20 protein-coding genes are annotated in these 19,398 nt (G+C 59.6%); 11 read left to right on the top strand and 9 right to left on the bottom strand.

Annotated features, from left to right (window positions below; genetic code table 11):
* Both IAI53_RS15780 and IAI53_RS15775 read left to right on the top strand, forming a co-directional pair.
* Window positions 1–387: a hypothetical protein gene (locus IAI53_RS15780; RefSeq protein WP_002931002.1), complete on the top strand. Its 387-nt coding sequence runs from the start codon at window positions 1–3 to the stop codon at window positions 385–387.
* A 64-nt stretch (window positions 388–451) separates the two neighbouring features.
* On the top strand, window positions 452–805 hold the full coding sequence (locus IAI53_RS15775) for a hypothetical protein (RefSeq protein WP_002931000.1): 354 nt from the start codon (window positions 452–454) through the stop codon (window positions 803–805).
* 129 nt (window positions 806–934) lie between these two features.
* Here IAI53_RS15775 and IAI53_RS15770 read toward each other — a convergent pair whose 3' ends face one another.
* Together IAI53_RS15770 and IAI53_RS15765 are read right to left on the bottom strand one after the other, a co-directional pair.
* The gene (locus IAI53_RS15770; protein WP_002930999.1) at window positions 935–1,591 is read right to left on the bottom strand and encodes a DsbA family protein; all 657 of its coding nucleotides are present in this window, start codon (window positions 1,589–1,591) and stop codon (window positions 935–937) included.
* Window positions 1,588–2,013, bottom strand: a complete 426-nt coding sequence (locus tag IAI53_RS15765; protein ID WP_225433332.1) for a disulfide bond formation protein B — start codon at window positions 2,011–2,013, stop codon at window positions 1,588–1,590. The genes IAI53_RS15770 and IAI53_RS15765 overlap by 4 nt, the downstream gene beginning before the upstream one ends.
* Window positions 2,014–2,086: 73 nt before the next feature.
* Here IAI53_RS15765 and IAI53_RS15760 point away from each other — a divergent pair, with 73 nt between their 5' ends.
* Window positions 2,087–2,509, top strand: a complete 423-nt coding sequence (locus tag IAI53_RS15760) for a hypothetical protein (RefSeq protein WP_021249911.1) — start codon at window positions 2,087–2,089, stop codon at window positions 2,507–2,509.
* Between the two features lie 94 nt (window positions 2,510–2,603).
* Here the strand turns inward: IAI53_RS15760 and cadR are convergent, their stop codons facing one another.
* Window positions 2,604–3,038, bottom strand: coding sequence for a Cd(II)/Pb(II)-responsive transcriptional regulator (gene cadR, locus IAI53_RS15755; protein ID WP_002930997.1), 435 nt, complete (start codon window positions 3,036–3,038; stop codon window positions 2,604–2,606).
* A gap of 157 nt (window positions 3,039–3,195) precedes the next feature.
* Between cadR and IAI53_RS15750 the strand changes: the two genes are divergently transcribed.
* The gene (locus IAI53_RS15750) at window positions 3,196–3,777 is read left to right on the top strand and encodes a cation efflux transmembrane domain-containing protein (RefSeq protein WP_225433331.1); all 582 of its coding nucleotides are present in this window, start codon (window positions 3,196–3,198) and stop codon (window positions 3,775–3,777) included.
* A 374-nt stretch (window positions 3,778–4,151) separates the two neighbouring features.
* Here the strand turns inward: IAI53_RS15750 and IAI53_RS15745 are convergent, their stop codons facing one another.
* A complete protein-coding gene (locus tag IAI53_RS15745) occupies window positions 4,152–4,367 on the bottom strand; it encodes a DUF4926 domain-containing protein (RefSeq protein ID WP_187719100.1) in 216 nt (71 codons plus the stop codon).
* 1,114 nt (window positions 4,368–5,481) lie between these two features.
* Window positions 5,482–6,150, bottom strand: coding sequence for an SOS response-associated peptidase (locus tag IAI53_RS15740; protein ID WP_187719473.1), 669 nt, complete (start codon window positions 6,148–6,150; stop codon window positions 5,482–5,484).
* A gap of 140 nt (window positions 6,151–6,290) precedes the next feature.
* Here IAI53_RS15740 and IAI53_RS15735 point away from each other — a divergent pair, with 140 nt between their 5' ends.
* Genes IAI53_RS15735 through IAI53_RS15705 form a run of 7 tightly spaced genes read left to right on the top strand, consistent with a single transcriptional unit; the run spans window position 6,291 to window position 13,669 of the window.
* Window positions 6,291–6,515, top strand: a complete 225-nt coding sequence (locus IAI53_RS15735; RefSeq protein ID WP_187719099.1) for a hypothetical protein — start codon at window positions 6,291–6,293, stop codon at window positions 6,513–6,515.
* Window positions 6,508–6,966 carry a LexA family protein gene (locus IAI53_RS15730; protein WP_187719098.1) on the top strand — a complete coding sequence of 153 codons (459 nt, stop codon included), beginning with the start codon at window positions 6,508–6,510 and terminating at the stop codon, window positions 6,964–6,966. The genes IAI53_RS15735 and IAI53_RS15730 overlap by 8 nt, the downstream gene beginning before the upstream one ends.
* An 18-nt stretch (window positions 6,967–6,984) precedes the next feature.
* On the top strand, window positions 6,985–8,262 hold the full coding sequence (locus IAI53_RS15725) for a Y-family DNA polymerase (RefSeq protein ID WP_187719097.1): 1,278 nt from the start codon (window positions 6,985–6,987) through the stop codon (window positions 8,260–8,262).
* 55 nt (window positions 8,263–8,317) lie between these two features.
* Window positions 8,318–8,614, top strand: coding sequence for a helix-turn-helix domain-containing protein (locus tag IAI53_RS15720; protein WP_187719096.1), 297 nt, complete (start codon window positions 8,318–8,320; stop codon window positions 8,612–8,614).
* Window positions 8,611–12,393 carry an anti-phage defense-associated sirtuin Dsr1 gene (gene dsr1, locus IAI53_RS15715; protein WP_187719095.1) on the top strand — a complete coding sequence of 1,261 codons (3,783 nt, stop codon included), beginning with the start codon at window positions 8,611–8,613 and terminating at the stop codon, window positions 12,391–12,393. Before IAI53_RS15720 ends, dsr1 begins: the two co-directional genes overlap by 4 nt.
* Before the next feature lie 9 nt (window positions 12,394–12,402).
* The gene (locus IAI53_RS15710; protein WP_187719094.1) at window positions 12,403–13,344 is read left to right on the top strand and encodes a DUF4113 domain-containing protein; all 942 of its coding nucleotides are present in this window, start codon (window positions 12,403–12,405) and stop codon (window positions 13,342–13,344) included.
* Window positions 13,345–13,402: 58 nt separating this feature from the next.
* A complete protein-coding gene (locus IAI53_RS15705; protein WP_187719093.1) occupies window positions 13,403–13,669 on the top strand; it encodes a helix-turn-helix domain-containing protein in 267 nt (88 codons plus the stop codon).
* A gap of 293 nt (window positions 13,670–13,962) precedes the next feature.
* Here the strand turns inward: IAI53_RS15705 and IAI53_RS15700 are convergent, their stop codons facing one another.
* From IAI53_RS15700 to IAI53_RS15685, 4 genes are read right to left on the bottom strand one after another with little or no spacing between them, the layout of a single operon-like run.
* Window positions 13,963–14,415 carry a hypothetical protein gene (locus IAI53_RS15700; protein ID WP_187719092.1) on the bottom strand — a complete coding sequence of 151 codons (453 nt, stop codon included), beginning with the start codon at window positions 14,413–14,415 and terminating at the stop codon, window positions 13,963–13,965.
* Window positions 14,408–16,477: an integrase gene (locus tag IAI53_RS15695; protein WP_187719091.1), complete on the bottom strand. Its 2,070-nt coding sequence runs from the start codon at window positions 16,475–16,477 to the stop codon at window positions 14,408–14,410. The genes IAI53_RS15700 and IAI53_RS15695 overlap by 8 nt, the downstream gene beginning before the upstream one ends.
* Window positions 16,467–18,014, bottom strand: coding sequence for a site-specific integrase (locus IAI53_RS15690; RefSeq protein WP_187719090.1), 1,548 nt, complete (start codon window positions 18,012–18,014; stop codon window positions 16,467–16,469). Before IAI53_RS15690 ends, IAI53_RS15695 begins: the two co-directional genes overlap by 11 nt.
* A complete protein-coding gene (locus tag IAI53_RS15685; protein ID WP_187719089.1) occupies window positions 18,011–19,282 on the bottom strand; it encodes a site-specific integrase in 1,272 nt (423 codons plus the stop codon). Before IAI53_RS15685 ends, IAI53_RS15690 begins: the two co-directional genes overlap by 4 nt.
* Window positions 19,283–19,398 lie beyond the last annotated feature (116 nt).

Below are 19,398 nucleotides of genomic sequence, written 5' to 3'. Positions count from 1 at the left end.
ATGAAGTTCTCAAAAGTCGTCGCCCTCGCTGCTCTCGTGTCTGTGGGCCCCACCTTTGCAGCCGACAAGCATGACCATGCTCACGAGCATGAATCGATGCATGGAGGCGTGGTGGTCGAGGTCAAGGATCTCGATCTCGAACTCGTTGCCAAGCCCGAGGTGATCCAGTTGCATCTTCGCGATCACGGCAAGCCTGTTGATGTGGCAAACGGCAGTGCCAAGCTCACGCTGCTGTCTGGCGCAAACAAGCAAGATGTCGAACTCAGGCCTGCAGGTGATCGACTCGAAGCCAAGGGTAGCTTCAAGGTCGGCGCCGGCACCAAGCTGGTCGCGGTTGTCACCCTTCCGGGCAAGCCTTCCACCACGGCACGCTTCACACTGAAGTGACTCCGCCCGACCGCCTGCGGCAACGGCGCGCAGGCGGTCACCTCAGGCGCTCGGCGGTAGCAAGATGAAAGCATTGATTGGGCCAGGACTGGCCTTGGTCGTCGCTGGTGGCTTGACCGGATGTGCGGCCGCCGTCGTGTATGAAGATAAGTACGCGCAGGGCGATGGCTGGCGCAAAGGTACTGTCGTCGAGATCGGCTTGGGCAAAGAGCTTCAACGGCCATCGTTCTATGACTGCAGAGATGAGACAGTCGGAGAGGCAAGTAACGTCACCTACGTGACAATCGCGTTCAAACGCAACGGCCATCCGTATGCGCGGACTGCGAGGCTGCCAGCTGAGCCGAAGTTGCAGGTGGGGGACAAGGTTTACGTGAACTTCAGGGACTGCACGGCAGCGATCCCGAAACGTAGTTCCTGATTTGCTCGGATCGGTCGAGCTCATCTGCGTTTTGTTCTCGGGCAAACCGGAGTCGTGCCTGTAAAGCTCGCCCCCGGTTTGCGGCCGCTGCTATCACGGAAAGCAGGCCAGCGAGCCCGAACGCTTCGATCACCGCTGTAATTTCCCCACTTCCTCGGCCACGAGGCGTGTGAGTTGTTCCGGACCGAAGCTGGGCAGACTGCGTCCGTTGACAAAGAAGGTCGGCGTCTTGCTGACCTGCAACGCGGTCAGATCCTCGATGTCCTGCGCGAGCACGGCCTGGATCTCGGGCGTTTCCATGTCCTGCCGGGCGCGTTCCATGTCCAGGCCGGCCCGAGCGGCTGCTTCGAAGGCGATGCCGATGTTGGGCGCCGCGTGGTCGGCCCACTCGGGCTGTGCGGCCAGCAGCGCCTCGAGCACCGGGGTATAGAGTCCCTGCTTGCGCGCAGCCTCGATCAGTTTCACCACCTGGTCCGAGCCGTGATGGAAGGGTGCATAGCGCAGCGCAAGCCGAACCTTGTCCGGATGCTGGGCCATGATCTGCTTGACGATCGGATAGAAGGCGCGGCAGGTCTCGCAGGCGGGATCGAAGAACTCGACGATGGTGACCGGCGCGTTCTGCGGCCCGATGATCGGGGTATGCATCCGCACGAGGCGGCTTCCTTCCACAGCGATGCGCGTGTCCTGTTCGGCCTGTGTGCGGTCGCGATAGGCATCCATGCCGAAGTAAAAGGCCAGGCCGAGGATCAGCAACACGGCGAGTGCCAGGAGTTTTCGTGTGTTCATTTACGGGTCCTTATCAGATAAATCGTCAAGGCGGCGGCGATGGCGAGGAAGGCCGCCAGCGATAGCCAGGGAATCTGGATGTCGCCAAGGATGACCAGGGCTTGCTGGCTGCACGAGGGGCCAGTGCCGCACGGCACCCACCACTGTGGCACCCAGCCGGCGATCAGTGCGCTGTGATAGGCGGCCAGCGCGAGACCAGCGAGCGCGAATGGGAGCGCATACACCGCACCGCGCCGGTCCTCGGCGAACACGGCCATGCCCAGAATGAGGGCGAGCGGGAACATGGCGATCCGCTGGTACCAGCACAGCACGCAGGGCGTCATGCCCATCACTTCACCGATGAAGAGCGCGCCCAGCGTGGATACCAGAGCCACGGCCCAGGCGGCCATCAGCCACCACCATTGGGTTCGTTTGTCGTGCATCGAGTCGATCTCGAGGGTTGGTTCCCAGGCTTCGGGAGGGGCGGACGCCATAGGCAGTGCCCGGACGTCCGCAATGGAGCACACCGCCGCTACCGTGCGGCGCGCACTCGAAGAAGAGGGGAAGACAGGGGTGGGCTGCCGCTCAGGCAGCGAGGCGCCACTTGGGGCGTTCAGGCTCGGTGACCAGCGCAGACGCGTTGAAGTCCCGCCCGGCGTCGACGAGGACATGGCCCAGTCCTGTCAATGGCAGACGACCCGCATCGAGCAGTGCAGCGCTCGCAAGGATCTGGCAGAAACCGCAGTCGGCGTGAAGTTGCCCTTTCATCCCTTCATCGCCTTCATCCACCTGACAGGTATGTGGATGGTGGTCGCCGTGGCTGGTCGCGAAACCGGCCGATTCCAAGCAGTACGCCTCCAGGCCCGCCGACGCGAACTGAAGCGGAACGAGCAGCAGGAAGAAAATGGCAAGCCAACGGTGCATGGGCGACGATTTTAACCCCAGCCCGTTGGCTGACGGCTCATATCGCGACCATGAACGTACCGGAGCGCTGGCACCCCACATTGTGGTCACTCCGCCACCGAACCGCAGATCATTGCGCATGCTCATCGTGGCACACACAGACATCCCCCCGCGTCGGCGCCTCGAGCTCATGCAGGATGCCGCATTGCGCCGCACGATCGGGTGCACAGCACTGGCTGCGCAGGGCGACGAGTTGGCGCTCGAGCATTTGCAGGGTGTCGAGACGCGCGCGGACACGGGTGAGTTGGGTGTCGATCAACGCGTCGACCTCAGCACAGTCGGTTGTGGGGTCGTCCACGAAGCGCAGCAGCTGCGCGACGTCGGCCAAGGCAATGTCCAGTGCCCGGCAGTGGCGGATGAACGCGAGGCGCTCAAGGTGCCCACCCGCGTAGGCCCGATATCCATTGGGGCTGCGGGAAGGCGCCGGGAGCAGACCGATCCGTTCGTAGTAGCGGATGGTTTCGGCCTCGACGTGCGCGGCCTTGGCCAATTCACCGATCTTCATCGCCTGCATCTCCTCATTGCGACCGCCCAACAGCTTAACCGCTTGACCCTGTAGTGGCTACAGGGTGTGTGATGCACCCCTCGCCCACGTTAAGGAGAAAACCATGGCCGGCTGTTGTTCCCACTCCACCTGCGATGCCAGCGCAGCGAGCCCGCGCTTGCGCCTGGCACTGTGGATTGCATTGATCGTGAATGCGGTGATGTTCCTGGTCGAATTCTTCGCCGGCCTTGCAGTCGGTTCGGTCGCCCTGTGGGCCGACGCCCTCGATTTCGCAGGAGATGCCGCCAACTATGCGCTGTCGCTGACGGTGCTGTCTTGGGGATTGATATGGCGGGCACGCGCGGCCTTGCTCAAGGGCGTGGCGATGGTGCTTTTCGGCGCCGTTGTAATGGCACGCGCCCTGTGGGCCTTCCAGCACGGCGTGACGCCGGAGCCGATCACGATGGGCGTGGTCGGCATCCTCGCACTGCTCGCCAACGCAGGGGTGGCGATGATGTTGTATCGCTTTCGCGCGGGCGACGCGAACATGCGTTCGGTATGGCTGTGCAGCCGCAACGATGCGATCGGCAATCTCGCGGTGATCCTGGCGGCGGCAGGCGTCTTCGGTACCGGAAGCGCGTTGCCGGACCTTGTCGTTGCACTGGTGATGTCCGGGCTCGCGCTGTGGTCGGGGCTTGTCATCGTCGCTCACGCCCGGCGCGACATCGGCGACGCACGACAAGTCCATCAGAAGGGATGAGGACAGCGGAGCGACGTGCTTGAGGCAATGACAGCTTTCGAGGCCCAGCGGCCATCAGGATGGCTGCATTGTGGAGAGGAGGACGGGCAGCTGATGGCCGAACGCAGCCATTTAGGAAGCTGTAACCTACTAGCTTCGGGCGATAAACGGTTGCATACACCATACCCGCCGGTGCCATTTGCCCTGCTCGCAGTCCCTCCATCGAGCGCTACACCACGCACAGGTCTCGAGTTAGCGGGGTGGCAGGTAAATAGCGGGATCTTGTCGCGGGTGGCGGCGTCGAAGAGGACGCGCTTCATCGGCGCGAGATACTCCGGGTCGCGGTGCGCCAGCACGTCGTCTAGGATGACCGGCGTGGGGCGGCCATGCTTCGGTTAACAAGTCGGCGGAGGCCAGGCGGGCGAGTACTTCAGTTCCATCAGTTGGTTCACAGGAATGGGCGCAATCGCGTGAGTGACGCCGTACAAGTCGGCGAACTCAACGAGAACATGGTCGCGATTCAACTCCTCGACCACCGTACCAACCTGCCCTCTCCCCACTCGCTGCTCAGGAAAAGCGCGTAGCGTGGCGACTACATCAAGGACCTTCATCGCGCTCTCCAACAATGACGGAAAGATTCACGTCCGGTTCGTTGGCGACTGTAGTGTACCGGTGCACAACTTGAGACAATCTGCCGGCCGGCTACCATGTCCATTCCTGAATCTGAGCGCCTAGGTTTTGATCGTCGCGCAAGAGCAGAGACGATCGTCCTGGACGTCCGTACTATGGTTCGGCGGCGGATGAAGGCGCCCTGGCCTGTGGCCGCCGGGCGCAAAGGGCTGCCGTGATGCAAGGAGGGGGCGGGCGCCCCGGAGGTCTCAAGTTCTCCCTGGGCCTCTGCCGCTGTTGCCTTTCCGATCCATCGGACAGCTGCTGATTGGTACAAGAACCGAAACGACGGATCAGACACGGGCCAGGACCGTGCTGCGGGCACTGGCAGCCCAGAACACCGCTACTCAAGCCGCTTGGCGATGCCCACGCCCATGAGTCAGCCATCGCTGCTACCAGGCCCCTTGAGCGAACGGTTCTTTACCGTCGGACCGGCAAGTACACCGCGACCTAGCGCCCCCAACGAAGAGGCTTCGCGCAGTGCTTGAGCAAAGGCCTCGCGTGTTCGCTCCTGATAGGCTCTAGCCGCCATCAGTCGGGCGTCCTCAAGCTCCTGGGACACTGCGGGTGACACGGTTCGCTTGCGCTTTTTCACGGGCTGGAATCCTTCGTACCTCGAAGCAGGACACTCGGACCGCAGCATGCTGAGGCTACGCACTCGACGACAGTGCCTTACCCATGCACCATGCGTCCCGACCACTTCGCGTCAGCGGTCTCAATCTTTCGGTAGCTCAGTTGAACTACCGGGGTACCGATCTCGCGCCGCTGAGTCGGAGCGATCCTCCTCACGGTGTGTGGATGCGTACCAAGCAAACCCAGCAAGGAACACAGTCGCCAAGAGCAGGCTAACTAGCGACACAAATGCCATCGCGACACTCCCGCTCCGTGTTGGATATTGAAGGGTAGCACAGGGCAATCGCACAACAACGTACCCCTCACTCAGCCACGCTCCTTTGCTGAGGGCACGCGATGCCCGTGTTGGGCACCGATCGCAACATGGCGACGCGGCGAACGATGGTACCGAGGGTCAGATTTAGGCGGATGCCGACCCCCTACTCATATTCGCTCGATTAGCTCAGCGCCCTCATTTCTGACGCTGCCAACGCCCTTGCCTACGGGGTGAAGCGCGAGCAGGCCGTCAGCAAAGGGCGCGAGTCGCGCCTGCAACGCATCTGGATCACTTTCTGGCTCCAGCCACGCAACGTAGGCGTCCGCCGCGAGGATGACCGGCATGCGCTCATGCAGCGGCTGCATGAGCGTGTTGGCATCGGTGGTCAAGATGGTGAAAGTGTCGATCCGCTTACCATCGCCCGGCCGACTCCAGTGCTCCCACAACCCCGCGAGCCCGAGAAGCGCATCATCGGCCGCATGGATGTAGTACGGCTGCTTGCCGCGCGTGAGCGCCTTCCACTCATAGAACCCATTGGCCGGCACGATGCAGCGACGCTTGCGATAGGCGGCCCGAAACGAGGGCTTCTCTGCCACCGTCTCCGCGCGGGCATTGATGAGCCGGTTACCAATGGATTCGTCCTTCGCCCAGGAGGGCACGAGGCCCCAGCGCAGCAGGTGCACAACGCGTTCGCCATCCGGACGCTGCCGGATAACCGGCAGCCATTGGGTGGGCGCTGCGTTGTAGCGGGCTTCGAACTCGATCTCGTCGTCCTTGGCATCGAACTGCTCGCGGATCCGGGAGATCGGGCCGTAGAGCGCGTAGCGACCGCACATGGTTGAACCCTCCGGCAAGTGCTTGATTGCCATCCTGATCCGGGCCGCGTGCTGCGACAAGGCCCGCAGCAGGGTGATGTGTGGTGGTTTGCAGTTGTTCGAACACTGAATAGAATTACAGTTCCGGAGACGCCCTCACCATGACCGCCACCCACCACACCTGTCCGCACTGCCATCGTCCGATCGCACTCGACCGCTTCGAGTACGCAACCGATGGCGAGCATTATTTCCGAGTGTGCCCCGAGTGCGACCACACCTTGTTGATGGTCGATGACGAAGGCTGGCCAGTGCGCGCCGAGACTCTCGGGGCAAAGACGTCGGTGCAGCCGTCCGCTATCCGTGTCCGGAGGCCGGTCGATGCGTGAAGGGTGTGTCACCTTGGATCTTCCCGCGGACCTCTTGCGCGCACCGCTCGATGCTCCAGGCTGTTGGATCCCCTTGGGGCTCACGCCGGTCTCGGCCGGGTTTCCATCGCCAGCGGAGGACTACGCGGACAAGCGTCTGGACATCAACGACTACCTGGTGCGTAACCCGGTCTCGACCTTCTTCTTCCCGGTGCGCGGAGACTCCATGCAGGGGGCGGAGATTTTTGACGGAGACATTCTGGTGGTCGATCGCAGCCTGAGCGCCCAGCACGGCCATATTGTCGTGGCCTTCGTGAATGGCGAGCGTCTGGTCAAACGCCTGTACTGTCGCGCGGGGCGAATGGCGTTGCTTGCCGAAAATCCGGCCTACCCGGCACTGGATCTGGCCGAGGGCTGCGACCTTGAGGTCTGGGGCGTGGTGATCGGCAAGTTCAAGCGGCTGCCGGCCTGAGTCTCACGGGGGCCTGCCGTGTTTGCGCTCGTCGACTGCAACAACTTCTACGCGTCCTGCGAGAAGCTCTTCGACCCTAAGTTGGCTGACCGTCCGCTCGTTGTGCTATCGAACAACGATGGCTGCGTGGTGGCCCGCTCGGCCGAAGCCAAGGCGCTTGGGGTGCCGATGGGGGAGCCCTGGTTCAAGATTCAGGCGCTCGCCCGCGAACACGGCATCGTGGCGTGCTCATCGAACTATGCGCTCTACGCCGACATGAGCAATCGCGTGGTCGAGATCCTCTCGGGCTTCTCCAGTTGCATGGAGGTGTACAGCATCGATGAGTCCTTCCTCGATCTCAGCGGTTTTACGGATCGGGTGGCACACGGCCAGCGGATCCGGCAACGGATCGCGCAGTGGCTGGGGCTGCCGGTTTGCGTGGGCATCGCGCCGACCAAGACACTCGCCAAGCTCGCGAATCACATCGCCAAGAAGGATCCAGCCTTCGAGGGGGTGTGTGATCTGGCGCAGATGAGGGTTGAGGAGCGCGATGCGCGCTTCGGACGGATTGAGGTCGGCGAAGTCTGGGGCGTCGGTCGGCGCTTTACTGAGCAGTTGGCTGCGATGGACATCCACACCGTGGCCGATCTTGCTGGCACCGACCCACAAGCCATCCGGCAACGCTTCTCGGTGGTGCTCGAACGCACGGTACGAGAGCTCAACGGTACGGCCTGCCTTGAGTTGGAGGAAGTGGCGAGCCCGAAGCAGCAGATCATGGCCAGCCGCTCATTCGGGCAGTGGGTGGAGGATCTGCCCACGCTCAAAGAAGCGGTAGCCGCATATACGAGCCGCGCGGCGGAGAAGTTGCGCCAGCAGAGCTGTGTCGCCGGTGCGCTCACGGTGATGATCCGCACCAATCCCTTCAAACCCGAAGCACCTCAGTACCAACGAAGTGTGACGGTGCCGATTCCCTTCCCCACGGACGACACGCGAGCACTGGTTGGCATTGCCACCCGTACGCTGGCTGGCATCTTTCGGGCGGGGTTCGTCTATCAGAAGGCAGCGGTGATGCTGAGCGAACTCAGCCCACGCACGCAACGTCAGGCCAGTCTCTTTGAGGACGATCAGACTAGCGCTTCAGACACGCGTGCTGCACCGCTCATGGCGGCACTTGATGCCATCAACCAGCGCTGGGGGCGCGGTACGGTCAGATCGCTTGCCGCAGGTGTCGCGCAGCCTTGGCAGATGCGGCGCGAGCGATTGTCGCCCGCCTACACCACCTCGTGGGACGGGTTGCCCATCGTCCGCGCGGGCTGAGCCGACTCGGATAGAATGCCAGAATTGCTATAAGCATAATTCCGAGGACGACGTGATGGCGGCCATTGACGCGACGAAGCAATCCAGGCGGCCGAAACTACTGTTCAGTTCGGGTGACGCGATCAGGGAATGCCGCCAGAAGCTCGGCATGAGCCAGACAGATTTCTGGCGGCCCATCGGGGTGACGCAAAGTGGCGGGTGTCGATACGAAACTGGGCGGAACATCCCGATGCCCCTGCAGCAGATCTTGCACCTGACCTATGGCACCGAAGAACAAGCGCAAGCGTTGTTGACTTGGCTCAGGGGCCAGAATGACCTGGACATTACAGTTGTCCAATGTGAGTGGCAATGAAATTTATCAAGAACGGCCCAGATATTCCCGAACGCCTGATACAGGCGCATGAGGACGGGCGAGTGGTTTTCTTCTGCGGCGCGGGTGTTTCCTACCCGGCAGGCCTGCCGGGCTTTTCCGATTTGGTGGCAAAGCTCTATACAGTCTTGGGGACGCCGCCAAACGCTATACAACAGGCAGCGATCAAGGCCAAACAGTTCGACACAGCCGTAGGCCTGCTGGAAGCGAACATTGTCGGTGGCCGCAAAGAATCCAGGGTACGGAAAGCACTAGCTGAGATTCTGAATCCCAACCTCAACGCTCCGAATGCAACCGCAACCCACGAGGCGTTGTTGACGTTATCTAAGACCCGCGAAGGTCGCACGCGTATCATCACCACCAATTTCGATCGCCTCTTCGAGGAAGTGATTGCAACGAAGTCACTGCAGATCGAGCGTTTTCATGCACCGTTGCTACCGGTACCCAAGAACCGCTGGGATGGTCTGGTATATCTGCATGGCCTCCTCACTCTAGCGCCGACACCAAACGATCTGGATCGCCTGGTCGTTTCCAGCGGCGACTTCGGCCTCGCCTATCTCACCGAACGCTGGGCAGCGCGTTTCGTCAGCGAACTGTTCAGAAACTACATCGTCTGTTTCGTTGGCTACAGCATCAACGACCCGGTATTGCGCTACATGATGGACGCGCTGGCCGCCGACCGGCTGCTCGGCGAGTCGCCACCGGAGATGTTCGCTTTCGGCAGTTACTCCAAGGACAAGGAAACGGAACGGGCCAACGAGTGGCGAGCCAAGAACGTCACACCTATTCTCTACCGCGAACACAATCGCCACGCCTACCTCCACAAGACCTTACGTGCCTGGGCCAAGACCTACCGTGACGGCATACGCGGCAAGGAACGCATTGTCGTCGAGTGTGCTATTGCTCGCCCCATGGCGAGCACCCAACAGGACGATTTTGTCAGCCGCCTGCTTTGGGCCTTGAGTGATCCCGGCGGTCTGCCCGCAAGGCGCTTTGCTGATTTGGACCCAGTGCCATCACTAGATTGGCTTGAGCCCCTGAGCGATGAGCGGTACCAGTATGCCGATCTGAGCCGCTTCGGCGTCCGGCCCAGATCGATCGTTGATGACAAGCTCACGTTCAGTCTGACCCGCCGACCTTCGCCTTATGAACTGGCTCCGTCGATGTGTTTGGTCGATGCCAGTGCGCGCAGCAGTCGCTGGGACGAAGTAATGCGGCAACTGGCACGCTGGCTGATCCGCCATCTTAACGACCCGGCACTGCTGCTTTGGCTGGTCAAGAGCGGCGGGCAGCTTCATAGCGAATTTGCTAGTCGGATCGACGGCCGTTTGGACGAGATTGTCAAGCTTGAGCAGGAGGGCAACATCGTCGCGTTGGAGCAAGTTCGTGAAACGGCGCCCAACGCGATCCCTGGACCGTTGATGCGCACCCTGTGGCGGCTGCTGCTAACTGGGCGGGTGAAATCGTGGTTGAACGACTTAGACCTATATCGTTGGCATGACCGCTTCAAGCGCGATGGGCTCACCGCCACCTTGCGCCTCGACCTTCGCGCAGCACTGACGCCACGTGTGTCGCTGCGAGAGTCCTTCCGGTTGCCTGAAGATCATCAGAAAGACACTGAACCTGCACGGGTTAAGGATCTGGTGGACTGGGAGATCGTACTTTCGACGGATCACGTCCATTCCAGCGTGCATGATCTGACCAAGGATGGGCGCTGGACTGCCGTATTGCCAGAACTGCTGTCCGAATTCAGTTTCCTGCTGCGGGACGCGCTTGACCTGATGCAGGAGCTCGGCGATGCCGAACCTAGGAGCGATCTGTCCTACATCCATCAGCCGTCAATCAGTGAGCACCCGCAGAACCAGGCTTACCACGACTGGACAGCGCTGATCGACCTAACTCGAGACGCGTGGCTTGCGACAGCAGCTCAATCTCCGACACAGGCAGCATTTGTGGCCGAGTCCTGGTGGCAAACACCTTACCCGCTGTTCCGGCGCCTCGCCTTCTTTGCCGCGGCGCAGGGTAACGTAATCCCCCTTCGGCGCGCTCTCGATTGGCTGCTGGCGGAGGATCACTTGTGGCTATGGTCCGAGGAAACCAAGCGGGAAACTATGCGGCTGCTAGTGGTCCTAGCACCGCAGTTCAATGCGTCGATGCTGCGGGAACTGGAGCTGGCCGTGGTCGCCGGACCTCCTCGCGAGTTGTTCGACGACGACATTGCACCTGAGCGCTGGAATCAATTCGTTGACCACGAAGTTTTTCTGCGGCTGGCAAAGATCACCGAAGCCGGCGCTGTACTGGGTACGACTAGCAAAGAAAGACTGGAGGAACTTTCGACCCAGTATCCGAAATGGCAACTGGCGCCAGATCAGCGCGACGAGTTTCCTTACTGGACGGGCGATGGTAATGAGTGGCGGAAATTCGTCGTCGCACCGCGACGTCGCCGTGAGCTAATCGAATGGCTCAAACAAGAGCCCAACGCAGACCCCTGGCAGGAGGACGACTGGCGGCAACGTTGCCGAGACAATTTTGCTACAACTGCATGTGCCTTGTACGCACTGACTAGAGTAGGTATCTGGCCTAAGGATCGCTGGCGCGAGGCACTGCAGGTGTGGTCAGAAGAACGGCTCCTGAACCGCTCCTGGCGTTTCTTCGCACCCGTTCTTACGGACGCCCCAAGTGATCTCCTGCAATCGCTCGCCTACAGTGTCAGCTGCTGGCTGCAAGCCATCGCTAATGCGTTCAAGGGCCACGATATGCTCTTCTTCAAGTTGGTTCGTCGTCTCCTGGCACTGGCGAGCCAGGACAACGCTAATACAGCCGAAGTAGTCATACGCACGATCAACCACACGGTTGGCCATCTAACAGAAGCATTGCTGCGCTGGTGGTATCGAGGCACGCTGGAGGACGGGCAAGGCTTGCCAGCAGAGCTCAAGCCTATATTCAGCGAACTCTGCGACACCAGGATAGACAAGTTCCGAGCTGGCCGCGCCTTGCTGGCAACCAATGTCATTGTGCTGTTCCGTGTCGACCGGGAGTGGGCGGCGCAGCATTTGTTGCCACTGTTCGATTGGCGCCGTTCCGAAGTCGAAGCGCTTGCAGCATGGGAGGGCTTCCTGAGGTCACCCCGCCTACACCGGCCCTTTATCGAAGCAATCAAGCCGGCTTTTCTGGACACGGCGCGACACTATGCGGTACTCGGCAACTACGGCGGACAGTACGCATCGCTGCTGACATTTTCCGCCCTCGACCCAGCCGACACCTTCACCACCGCCGAGCTGACGACCGCCACCCTCGCACTGCCACCGGATGGTTTGTCTGTTGCCGCGCGGGCTCTAGTGCGCGCGCTTGATGGTGCGGGCGATCAACGGGCCGACTACTGGAAAAACCGGGTCGCCCCATACCTTCACGCCATCTGGCCCAAGACCCGGGACAACGTTTCCCGGAAGATCGCCGATAGCCTCAGCCTTCTATGCATTGCGGCACGGGATGCATTCCCGGAGGCATTAGCGTTTCTGCATGCTTGGCTGCAGCCACTGGCACAACCTTTCTACCTAGTGCGTCGATTGAATGAAGCCAATCTTTGCAGCGACTTCCCTGAAGAGGCACTTGAGTTTCTGAGTCTGATAATAGGCGAGCAAACCCATTGGCCTCCCAGTGACCTAGGAGCCTGCCTGGAGGCGATCCAGACAGCGATGCCCGAACTGGCTGCTGACCCACGTTTTGAACAGCTCAGGGCCGACTATCTTAGGCATCGGTGAGGATAGAAGATGAGACCGAGCCGCTGGCGGTGCCGAAGGCGATCAATCAGTGCTGGTCGATGGGTAATCCCCGTCTGCGTTGGCATCGCCCCGACCAAGACGCTCGCGAAACTTGCCAATCACATCGCCAAGAGGGATCCCTGCTTCGAGGGCGTGTGTGACCTCGCGCAGATGGCGCCCGAGGCGCGTGCGTCGCGTTTCGCCGCTATCGAGGTGGGCGAAGTGTGGGGAGTAGGGCGCCGGACGGCCGAGCAGCTTGCAAGGATGAACATCCATACGGTCGCAGATCTCGCCCATGCCGATCCTCAAGCGATGCGCCGGTGCTTCTCGGTGGTGGTGGAACGCACGGTGCGCGAACTGAACGGCACAGCCTGCATTGCCTTGGAAGAGATGGCCCCGCCGAAGCAGCAGATCATGGCCAGTCGCTCCTTCGGGCAGTGGGCCGAGGATCTACCCACCCTCAAGGAAGCGGTGGCCTCCTACACGAGTCGCGCCGCGGAGAAGCTTCGCCAGCAGGACTGTGTGGCCGGTGCGCTCACTGTGATGATCCGCACCAATCCGTTCAAGCCCGAAGCGCCGCAGTACCAGCGATCTGTCACCGTGCCGCTCACCTGTCCGACCGACGACACCCGGGTGCTGGTCAGAATCGCCACACGCACGCTGGAAGGCATCTTCCAGGCAGGTTTCGTCTATCAGAAAGCGGGCGTGATGCTGAGTGAGCTCACCCCGCCCACCGCCCGCCAGGCAAGCCCATTTGGCGACGGGGAAGGGGAAAATGCGCGCGCCGGTCCGCTCATGGCCACCCTCGATGCGATCAACCAGCGCTGGGGGCGCGGAACGGTCAGGTCGCTTGCCGCCGGTATCACGCAACCCTGGCAGATGCGGCGCGAACAACTGTCGCCCGCATACACGACTTCCTGGGACGATCTACCGGTGGTGCATGGGGGCTAAACCGATACCCGAAAGATTGCTTATGATTGCAATCGGCATAGTTGAACAGAGCGAAAGAATGGCAGGCAACGACACGAAGAAGCAGGCCAAGCGACCACGGCTACGGTTCACCTCCGGTGAATCGATCAAAGCGTACCGTCGCGAACTCGGGATCAATCAGACCAACTTCTGGCAACCCATCGGGGTGACGCAAAGTGGCGGGTGCCGATACGAAACTGGGAGGAACATCCCGATGCCGGTGCAACTTGTCCTGCATCTGACCTACGGCACAGAAGCCGAGGTCGAACGGCTGCTGAGCTGGCTCAGGACGCAGAAGGAAAAGTGATGAGGTGGTTCGCGGCGCTTGCGCTGATCTGGGGCACGACGGCGAGTTCCGCGCCGCGTTGCTCGGCTTCGAACTGGACGATGAGCAAGACGACGAATGACGAAGGCGTAGCTGCGGTTGCCCTGGGACAGAGCCCGAGCCGAGGGTTGGACCATCAAATCCGGCTTTCGAAACGGACGTCGACCACGCTCACAGCTTAGCTACGTCCTATATGACGTATTTTTGGGGCTCGGCGAAAGTGGGTTCAGCAAGCTCGTGCGCGCCTTTCCGCGGTAGCGGCGACTTCAGCGCCCCTACCCCCATGTCGTCTTATGAGTGACTCTAGTAACTTCCCGGTCTACCCGCGGAAGGGGATTGTTTAGGTATTCCTTCGTTAAGCCCTTTAGATGCGCGTTGTAGGCCCACGTTACAAACTGCTCGAGCAAGCGCTCGTTTTCCACCTTCAGGCGAAGGTTCTCAGCCTCTACTCGTTTGAGTCGCTCCGCAATCGCCGCAAGCTCGATCGGAGATGGCTTCTGGGCACCTTCGCTGCCAGGAACTCTGCTGAGTCGCTCCTTTGCAACCTGATAGGCGATTTTAATACGTGGATGCCTATCAAGCGCCTGCCGCGTATAACGAACGTACATGCGCTTCTCAACCGCGTCAATCAGCTGGTCCCAGGTGAGCTTCCCAGACCATCCATCCAACACGCCGACAATAAGGCCGATGGCCGCATCATCGAGGTTCTTTGCGCGCCTTTTAGTCATTGCTCACCCTTTCAAGCAAAGCGGGCGGCCTATTATCCAAGAGGTTTGCCGACAGCTTGCCGTCCAAAGAGCCCCGGTCCTCCAACGCTTGTTGAATGCGCGTAACAGTCGGAATTCCAGACAACTGAATCACAGCTCCCATGGGAACGGATGCGTCATCGAGAATCGCGGCAAGCTGAGTTAGGCGCTCAATGGTCTTCTGGTGATGCTCCATCCAGCGTTCAGCACCATAATAACCATCCGCCGTCGCGGCTTCGGCGCGCGCAAAAAGATCTCGTGCCTCCGCAAGCCGACGTCTAACCATTGCCGCCTTGTGATCGTCGCCCTTCACGCAGACATGCTCGTTGCAGTTGATGCAGTCTGCGTTTTGCTCGCAAGGCATCATGGTGTAATCGTGCACACAGAAGCCGAAGTCTGTCGTGTGCGCGGTCGGAATCTTGAGACGGGCAAACTCGTCTCGCGAAATCGGGATGTTCTTGGGCAACCTAGCCAAGGGGCCGAACATCTGCGACTCGTCACCGATTGACTGGCGAATCTTCGCCACCATCTGGTCGGCGCTCACGTGGTTGTATGCCTCGTTCTGGCGGATGTCGATGCGTCCGGACCACTTTGCGATATCGAGCTGACTCATGCCGCCCGCCTGTGCCAGCGTATTCAGGTAATGACGGAACTGATGGGTAGTCACTTGAATTGCGGAACCGTCCGGTTCGCGGAAACCGAGGCGGTCAAACATGGAGTCGAAACCATGCTCACTTCTGGCTCCGAGTGCAGTGTTCACCTGATTGATGGTAACTGGATCAATGGCGCAACGGAAAGTTGCTTTATTCGGATGCAATTCGTTACGTCGCACGACAATGAGCGCATCCGAATACTTGAGTCCAATCTCTGCATTCAGCGCAGGGAAGCCGGCGGGAAGCTGATCCACAACAGCTTTTTCAACGTCCGCTAAGCGAACATTCAGCACCCTCGCTCCTGGCAATTTTAACAGCGGCACACCGTGCAAAGTGCACCATTGACGCGCCGAGTTACTGTTCTCAGTTTCCAACCAAAGTATCCGACGAACCTCTTCCATCGTCACAAACTCTTGGCACCTAAAATGCTCCAATTCCGGCGGCAGGTAAAGCGTTCGCGGATTCGATTCGTACCATCGCGCGATTTGGCGTGCGTCCTGCGTAACACGCTTGATTCGGGCGATAGCTTCCGCGACAACAGGAGCCATCGACGGAATAATCCATTTGACCGTTGGATCCGCGCCCTTGGCAGGAAACCACTTTAAACCATAGGCGTCTTTGCCGGAAGACGTCTTATCGTGCACTTCGCAATTCGCGGCAAGCAGGAGCACCTCGTTGATGCGGTCAGGCGCTGAACAGAGAATGGCTGCGATAGAAGAGAACAATTCATCTTTCGGCTGAGTTGCAATTTGAAATGCTTTGGGGAGCGCTTCCAGCGCAGCAAGAGACGGCATCTTCTCGGCACGGCGCCTGTCAAACTCCTGTCCAACGCGAACAGAATCTCGTGGCCGCTTAATCGGACTGCGCCACGTAAGCCGCGTCGCGGTCAAACGATGGTCTGACATGAACGCAGCGATCATCTCAAGCTGCGCGCCAATCCGATAAGCAGTAGTTTCGGCGAATCGCTCTGCGATGAAACGCGCAGCCCGATTTAACGTGTCGCCATCGACCCTCACGGGGTCCGAGTGCCCGCATTCCCTTAGGGCAGCGTCAAGGGCGCGTAGCGCAGTGACGCGAAATGCAGGGTTTTTGGTCGGGCGCATACCCTGCATGTATCGCACATATGCCTTTGCGAAGGACACAAATGGCTCGGCCATCTGTACTGAGTCCATCGCGTCCACAGTTTCTTGCGTGGAAAAGGAGATGCGGACCCGCTTCTTTCCGTGCCCCTTCAGCTTTACGGCGTCGGTCACGTCCCAGACGGCGTCCTCGAAGGGGAGGTCAACACCGAAGATGGTCAGCTGCGACCTACACATCGCGATAAACGCTGACAAGTTCGCGGAAGCGTCGACTTCGGCCTTCGGCGTAAAAAAAACGACGTCAGCAGCCATCGGCCGCCTCCTTCCGTACTTTTCGAACTCGCCTCACCACTTCCGCGACGGCCAAAATCGTCCGATCATTTATCTTTGCAATTCGTACGTCTGCCTCAGTCATGAGGCGCGCACGCTCTGCAATGAGGTATGCAAGGACCGCTTCGTGAGGCCCCTCGACCCACGCTTGAAAGCTGTTGCAGGTGTAGCAGGAAATTGGGGCCATGAAGCCGCATGATCCATTACGACCGCAGTTGCCCATGGGTTTAAGCTTGTCATCGAAGCGAGGGTCGATAATTCTACTGATCGGATCATCTCCGCGGATTGCTTCCGAATCGTCACTAATAATAGTGCCGGCAAAAGCCCGGGCCAACGGCGCCATGCGAAGAGCTACTGCGCGATCGATTCGTTCAACGATCTCTGGCGTCGCCTTCACGTAGACCCCCACATTCTGAGTGTCAGAGTGGTCAAGCAACTCGGCAATGATGAGTTCGCCGTGTCCCTCTTTGGCTGCCCGAGTACCTAGCGAATATCGGAAGCGAGTGGGGGTGATGTGCAGCTCCGTGCCAGTTCTTTCAGACCATACCTTGAGGGCTTTCACTACCTGGGTAAAACGCCTGCCGAGAGAATAGGATGTCATGTGGTAGGCCAACTCGAACGGTTGATCTACCGGTTTGCGCTCGGCCGGAAACAAAGGAGCCTGCTTCGGGTCTGCCAGAACAGCTTCGAAGCGTTGTTCGATCGTACGTGCGTATTCATAGAGCACGCGACCAAACGAAGGGGTTAAAAGACGCTCTTTCAATTCGTCGCGGTGCGTTTGGTTGTGCTGCTTTATCCGCGGAACTCGGACGATGTACTCGAGCGAACCGTCAACCCTTTGTGACGCGATTACATCGCAGATCTTCAGCAAAGCGAACTGTTGAGGTCTTTGACCGAGCAGAATGAATAGCCAAGCGAGGACGTAGTCTCCCAAGTCCAGGCTGCCGGCAGCATACGAACCGTTTAGCGCGTCCTGAATGGCCTGTATCTCAATATCCGAAAATGGTCCCGACTCAGGGTCCATCGTTAGGACAGCCTTACCCTTTTGCGCCCCTTTCAGGCGCACCTGCGTGAGGAATCGGAGAGCGTCCTCAGTGACACCCGGAATCTGTAAGGCGTGCCACTTTTTCAGACACGACGCTACCGCTCCCAAAAGGCACTCTTCACTGGGTCGTAACGACGATCTGTAATTGATGAGGTCGGTTCCGCTTATCTCATGGACCTCACCTCCGCGCTGCTCTGCGATGAAGTCAACGAGTCGACGTAGCTTATAAAAGTGCGACTTCAGCTGCCCTGCCGACGCGTGTTCCGCATACCAGACGAGAACCATCTTCATCGACTCAATAAGGGCAGGCGACGCCCACTCTAGCGACCCGAAATTTAGGCTGACTGTGGCTATGCCGTCGTGGAAAGTCCACCGCGTTGCGGTAGGATCGAATGGTGAGCCGTTGCGCGGCTTAGCAACACTTGGCAAACACCGCCTCGATTGGTTACTTGCGAAGCCCAAGTGGGTGCTCATTTTTTCGCCCGCTCGAATTGCACCGTTTGCATGGCTAGAGACACGGTCCGTGCCTTCCTTCGCGTGTGGCGTCGCGTGTAGGTGTGAGCGGTCTTTGATGTCGGCGACCAACCCATCAGAAATGCTCGCATCTGGTGCTCGTCATCGGGAGTTACTCCCGCCTTGTCCATGGCCTCCGAGAACCTGTCGTTCCATGTGTGCCGTAATACATGTGGCTCAAGGTTCTGAAACTCACCGGGAAAAGCCCTCCTCACTCCTGCGAATACGTCATTCAGTGCGCTTAGTGACATCGGAGCACCACTCCTATCCGCAACAATGAGGAACTCATGCCTCCGCGCGCCCCGCAATTGACTGCGTATAGAGGTGACGTAGCTGAGAGTAAGACTACACAACTGCGCGGAAAGCGGGATGATCCGGTCTCGCGTCTTTACCAGCGGTTGGTGCCTCCTCGGGTCACCGGGATCGTCTGAACGCCTTGCAATTGTGACTTGCTCAGCCCGGAAGTCGATGTCAGAAATTTTTACGTTGAGTAGTTCGCCCCGGCGCAAACCGAGGTCGCTCAGCCAGCGAATCAGTAGATAGTTCCGCACCTTGGCGTGACGACTCCGCCATGGATTCTCTGCAGCATCCGGTGACGCCACCGTAAGAAGGCGCTTAAGCACATCTGGCGGCAATCCTTCCCGCTGGCCGATGGAGTCCCGGTTTCGTTTGCCCGGCACCCTGGCGTCAAGGGTGAAACGACAACGCATCCATGCCGCTTCAAGAGCTGCCGGCCCTCCCTGCCTAGACAGATAGCCATTTACGAGCCAGCCGAGATAATCTCGAATCGCACGTATCCTATTTGCGGCAGTGGCGCTACACACTTGCTTGGCCGAATGCCGTTTTGGATTGTTCCTAACTTTCTCTAAAGCTGCATGAGCGACTCGTTGCGATGACTGTTGCTGTATTCCTGCAGCAGCAAGTAGGACACCGCCGGTAGGTTCCCTGCACAGGGCGCTCAGTGCATCTATCTCACCGACATCGAGCACACGACCTTCACGCATTCGCTGAGCCAAGTCGATATTTCTCACATCTAGAAAGAACAAGAGAAGCATCACCGAGCGCAGTGCATGTTCGATAGTGTTGGCCGCTTTATTAGTCGCCCTCAACTCATTGATGGAGTAGACGGTCGGCTCGAACACGGGCTCACCCGTCGCACGGGACACCAAGACTGGGAAGCGTTCGCCCGAGACGAGGACGATGGTCCTGACAGCAAGAGGATTGAGCATTTGTTTACGCTTTTTATGGTGAACGGCCTACAGCAGTATAGGCTTTACACGGGAAAAGCGTACACAAGAAAAAACGGAGCCACATCAAGGGCTCCGTTCTTATTGTTTACTATCTA

It is taken from the genome of Thauera sedimentorum (assembly GCF_014489115.1).
Taxonomy (GTDB): Bacteria; Pseudomonadota; Gammaproteobacteria; order Burkholderiales; family Rhodocyclaceae; genus Pseudothauera; species Pseudothauera sedimentorum.
Note: the sequence above shows the minus strand (reverse complement) of the source record. Positions and strands in the feature narration are given on the sequence as shown.

What these genes read in the sequence shown, in the direction of transcription:
- IAI53_RS15710 (WP_187719094.1), top strand. Translation starts at nt 12,403, where the DNA reads ATGAGACCGAGCCGCTGGCGGTGCCGAAGGCGATCAATCAGTGCTGGT.
- IAI53_RS15775 (WP_002931000.1), top strand. Translation starts at nt 452, where the DNA reads ATGAAAGCATTGATTGGGCCAGGACTGGCCTTGGTCGTCGCTGGTGGC.
- IAI53_RS15730 (WP_187719098.1), top strand. Translation starts at nt 6,508, where the DNA reads ATGCGTGAAGGGTGTGTCACCTTGGATCTTCCCGCGGACCTCTTGCGC.
- cadR (WP_002930997.1), bottom strand. Translation starts at nt 3,038, where the DNA reads ATGAAGATCGGTGAATTGGCCAAGGCCGCGCACGTCGAGGCCGAAACC.
- IAI53_RS15685 (WP_187719089.1), bottom strand. Translation starts at nt 19,282, where the DNA reads ATGCTCAATCCTCTTGCTGTCAGGACCATCGTCCTCGTCTCGGGCGAA.
- IAI53_RS15770 (WP_002930999.1), bottom strand. Translation starts at nt 1,591, where the DNA reads ATGAACACACGAAAACTCCTGGCACTCGCCGTGTTGCTGATCCTCGGC.
- IAI53_RS15705 (WP_187719093.1), top strand. Translation starts at nt 13,403, where the DNA reads ATGGCAGGCAACGACACGAAGAAGCAGGCCAAGCGACCACGGCTACGG.
- IAI53_RS15760 (WP_021249911.1), top strand. Translation starts at nt 2,087, where the DNA reads ATGGAGCACACCGCCGCTACCGTGCGGCGCGCACTCGAAGAAGAGGGG.
- IAI53_RS15720 (WP_187719096.1), top strand. Translation starts at nt 8,318, where the DNA reads ATGGCGGCCATTGACGCGACGAAGCAATCCAGGCGGCCGAAACTACTG.
- IAI53_RS15780 (WP_002931002.1), top strand. Translation starts at nt 1, where the DNA reads ATGAAGTTCTCAAAAGTCGTCGCCCTCGCTGCTCTCGTGTCTGTGGGC.
- IAI53_RS15690 (WP_187719090.1), bottom strand. Translation starts at nt 18,014, where the DNA reads ATGAGCACCCACTTGGGCTTCGCAAGTAACCAATCGAGGCGGTGTTTG.
- dsr1 (WP_187719095.1), top strand. Translation starts at nt 8,611, where the DNA reads ATGAAATTTATCAAGAACGGCCCAGATATTCCCGAACGCCTGATACAG.
- IAI53_RS15700 (WP_187719092.1), bottom strand. Translation starts at nt 14,415, where the DNA reads ATGACTAAAAGGCGCGCAAAGAACCTCGATGATGCGGCCATCGGCCTT.
- IAI53_RS15735 (WP_187719099.1), top strand. Translation starts at nt 6,291, where the DNA reads ATGACCGCCACCCACCACACCTGTCCGCACTGCCATCGTCCGATCGCA.
- IAI53_RS15745 (WP_187719100.1), bottom strand. Translation starts at nt 4,367, where the DNA reads ATGAAGGTCCTTGATGTAGTCGCCACGCTACGCGCTTTTCCTGAGCAG.
- IAI53_RS15765 (WP_225433332.1), bottom strand. Translation starts at nt 2,013, where the DNA reads ATGCACGACAAACGAACCCAATGGTGGTGGCTGATGGCCGCCTGGGCC.
- IAI53_RS15740 (WP_187719473.1), bottom strand. Translation starts at nt 6,150, where the DNA reads ATGTGCGGTCGCTACGCGCTCTACGGCCCGATCTCCCGGATCCGCGAG.
- IAI53_RS15695 (WP_187719091.1), bottom strand. Translation starts at nt 16,477, where the DNA reads ATGGCTGCTGACGTCGTTTTTTTTACGCCGAAGGCCGAAGTCGACGCT.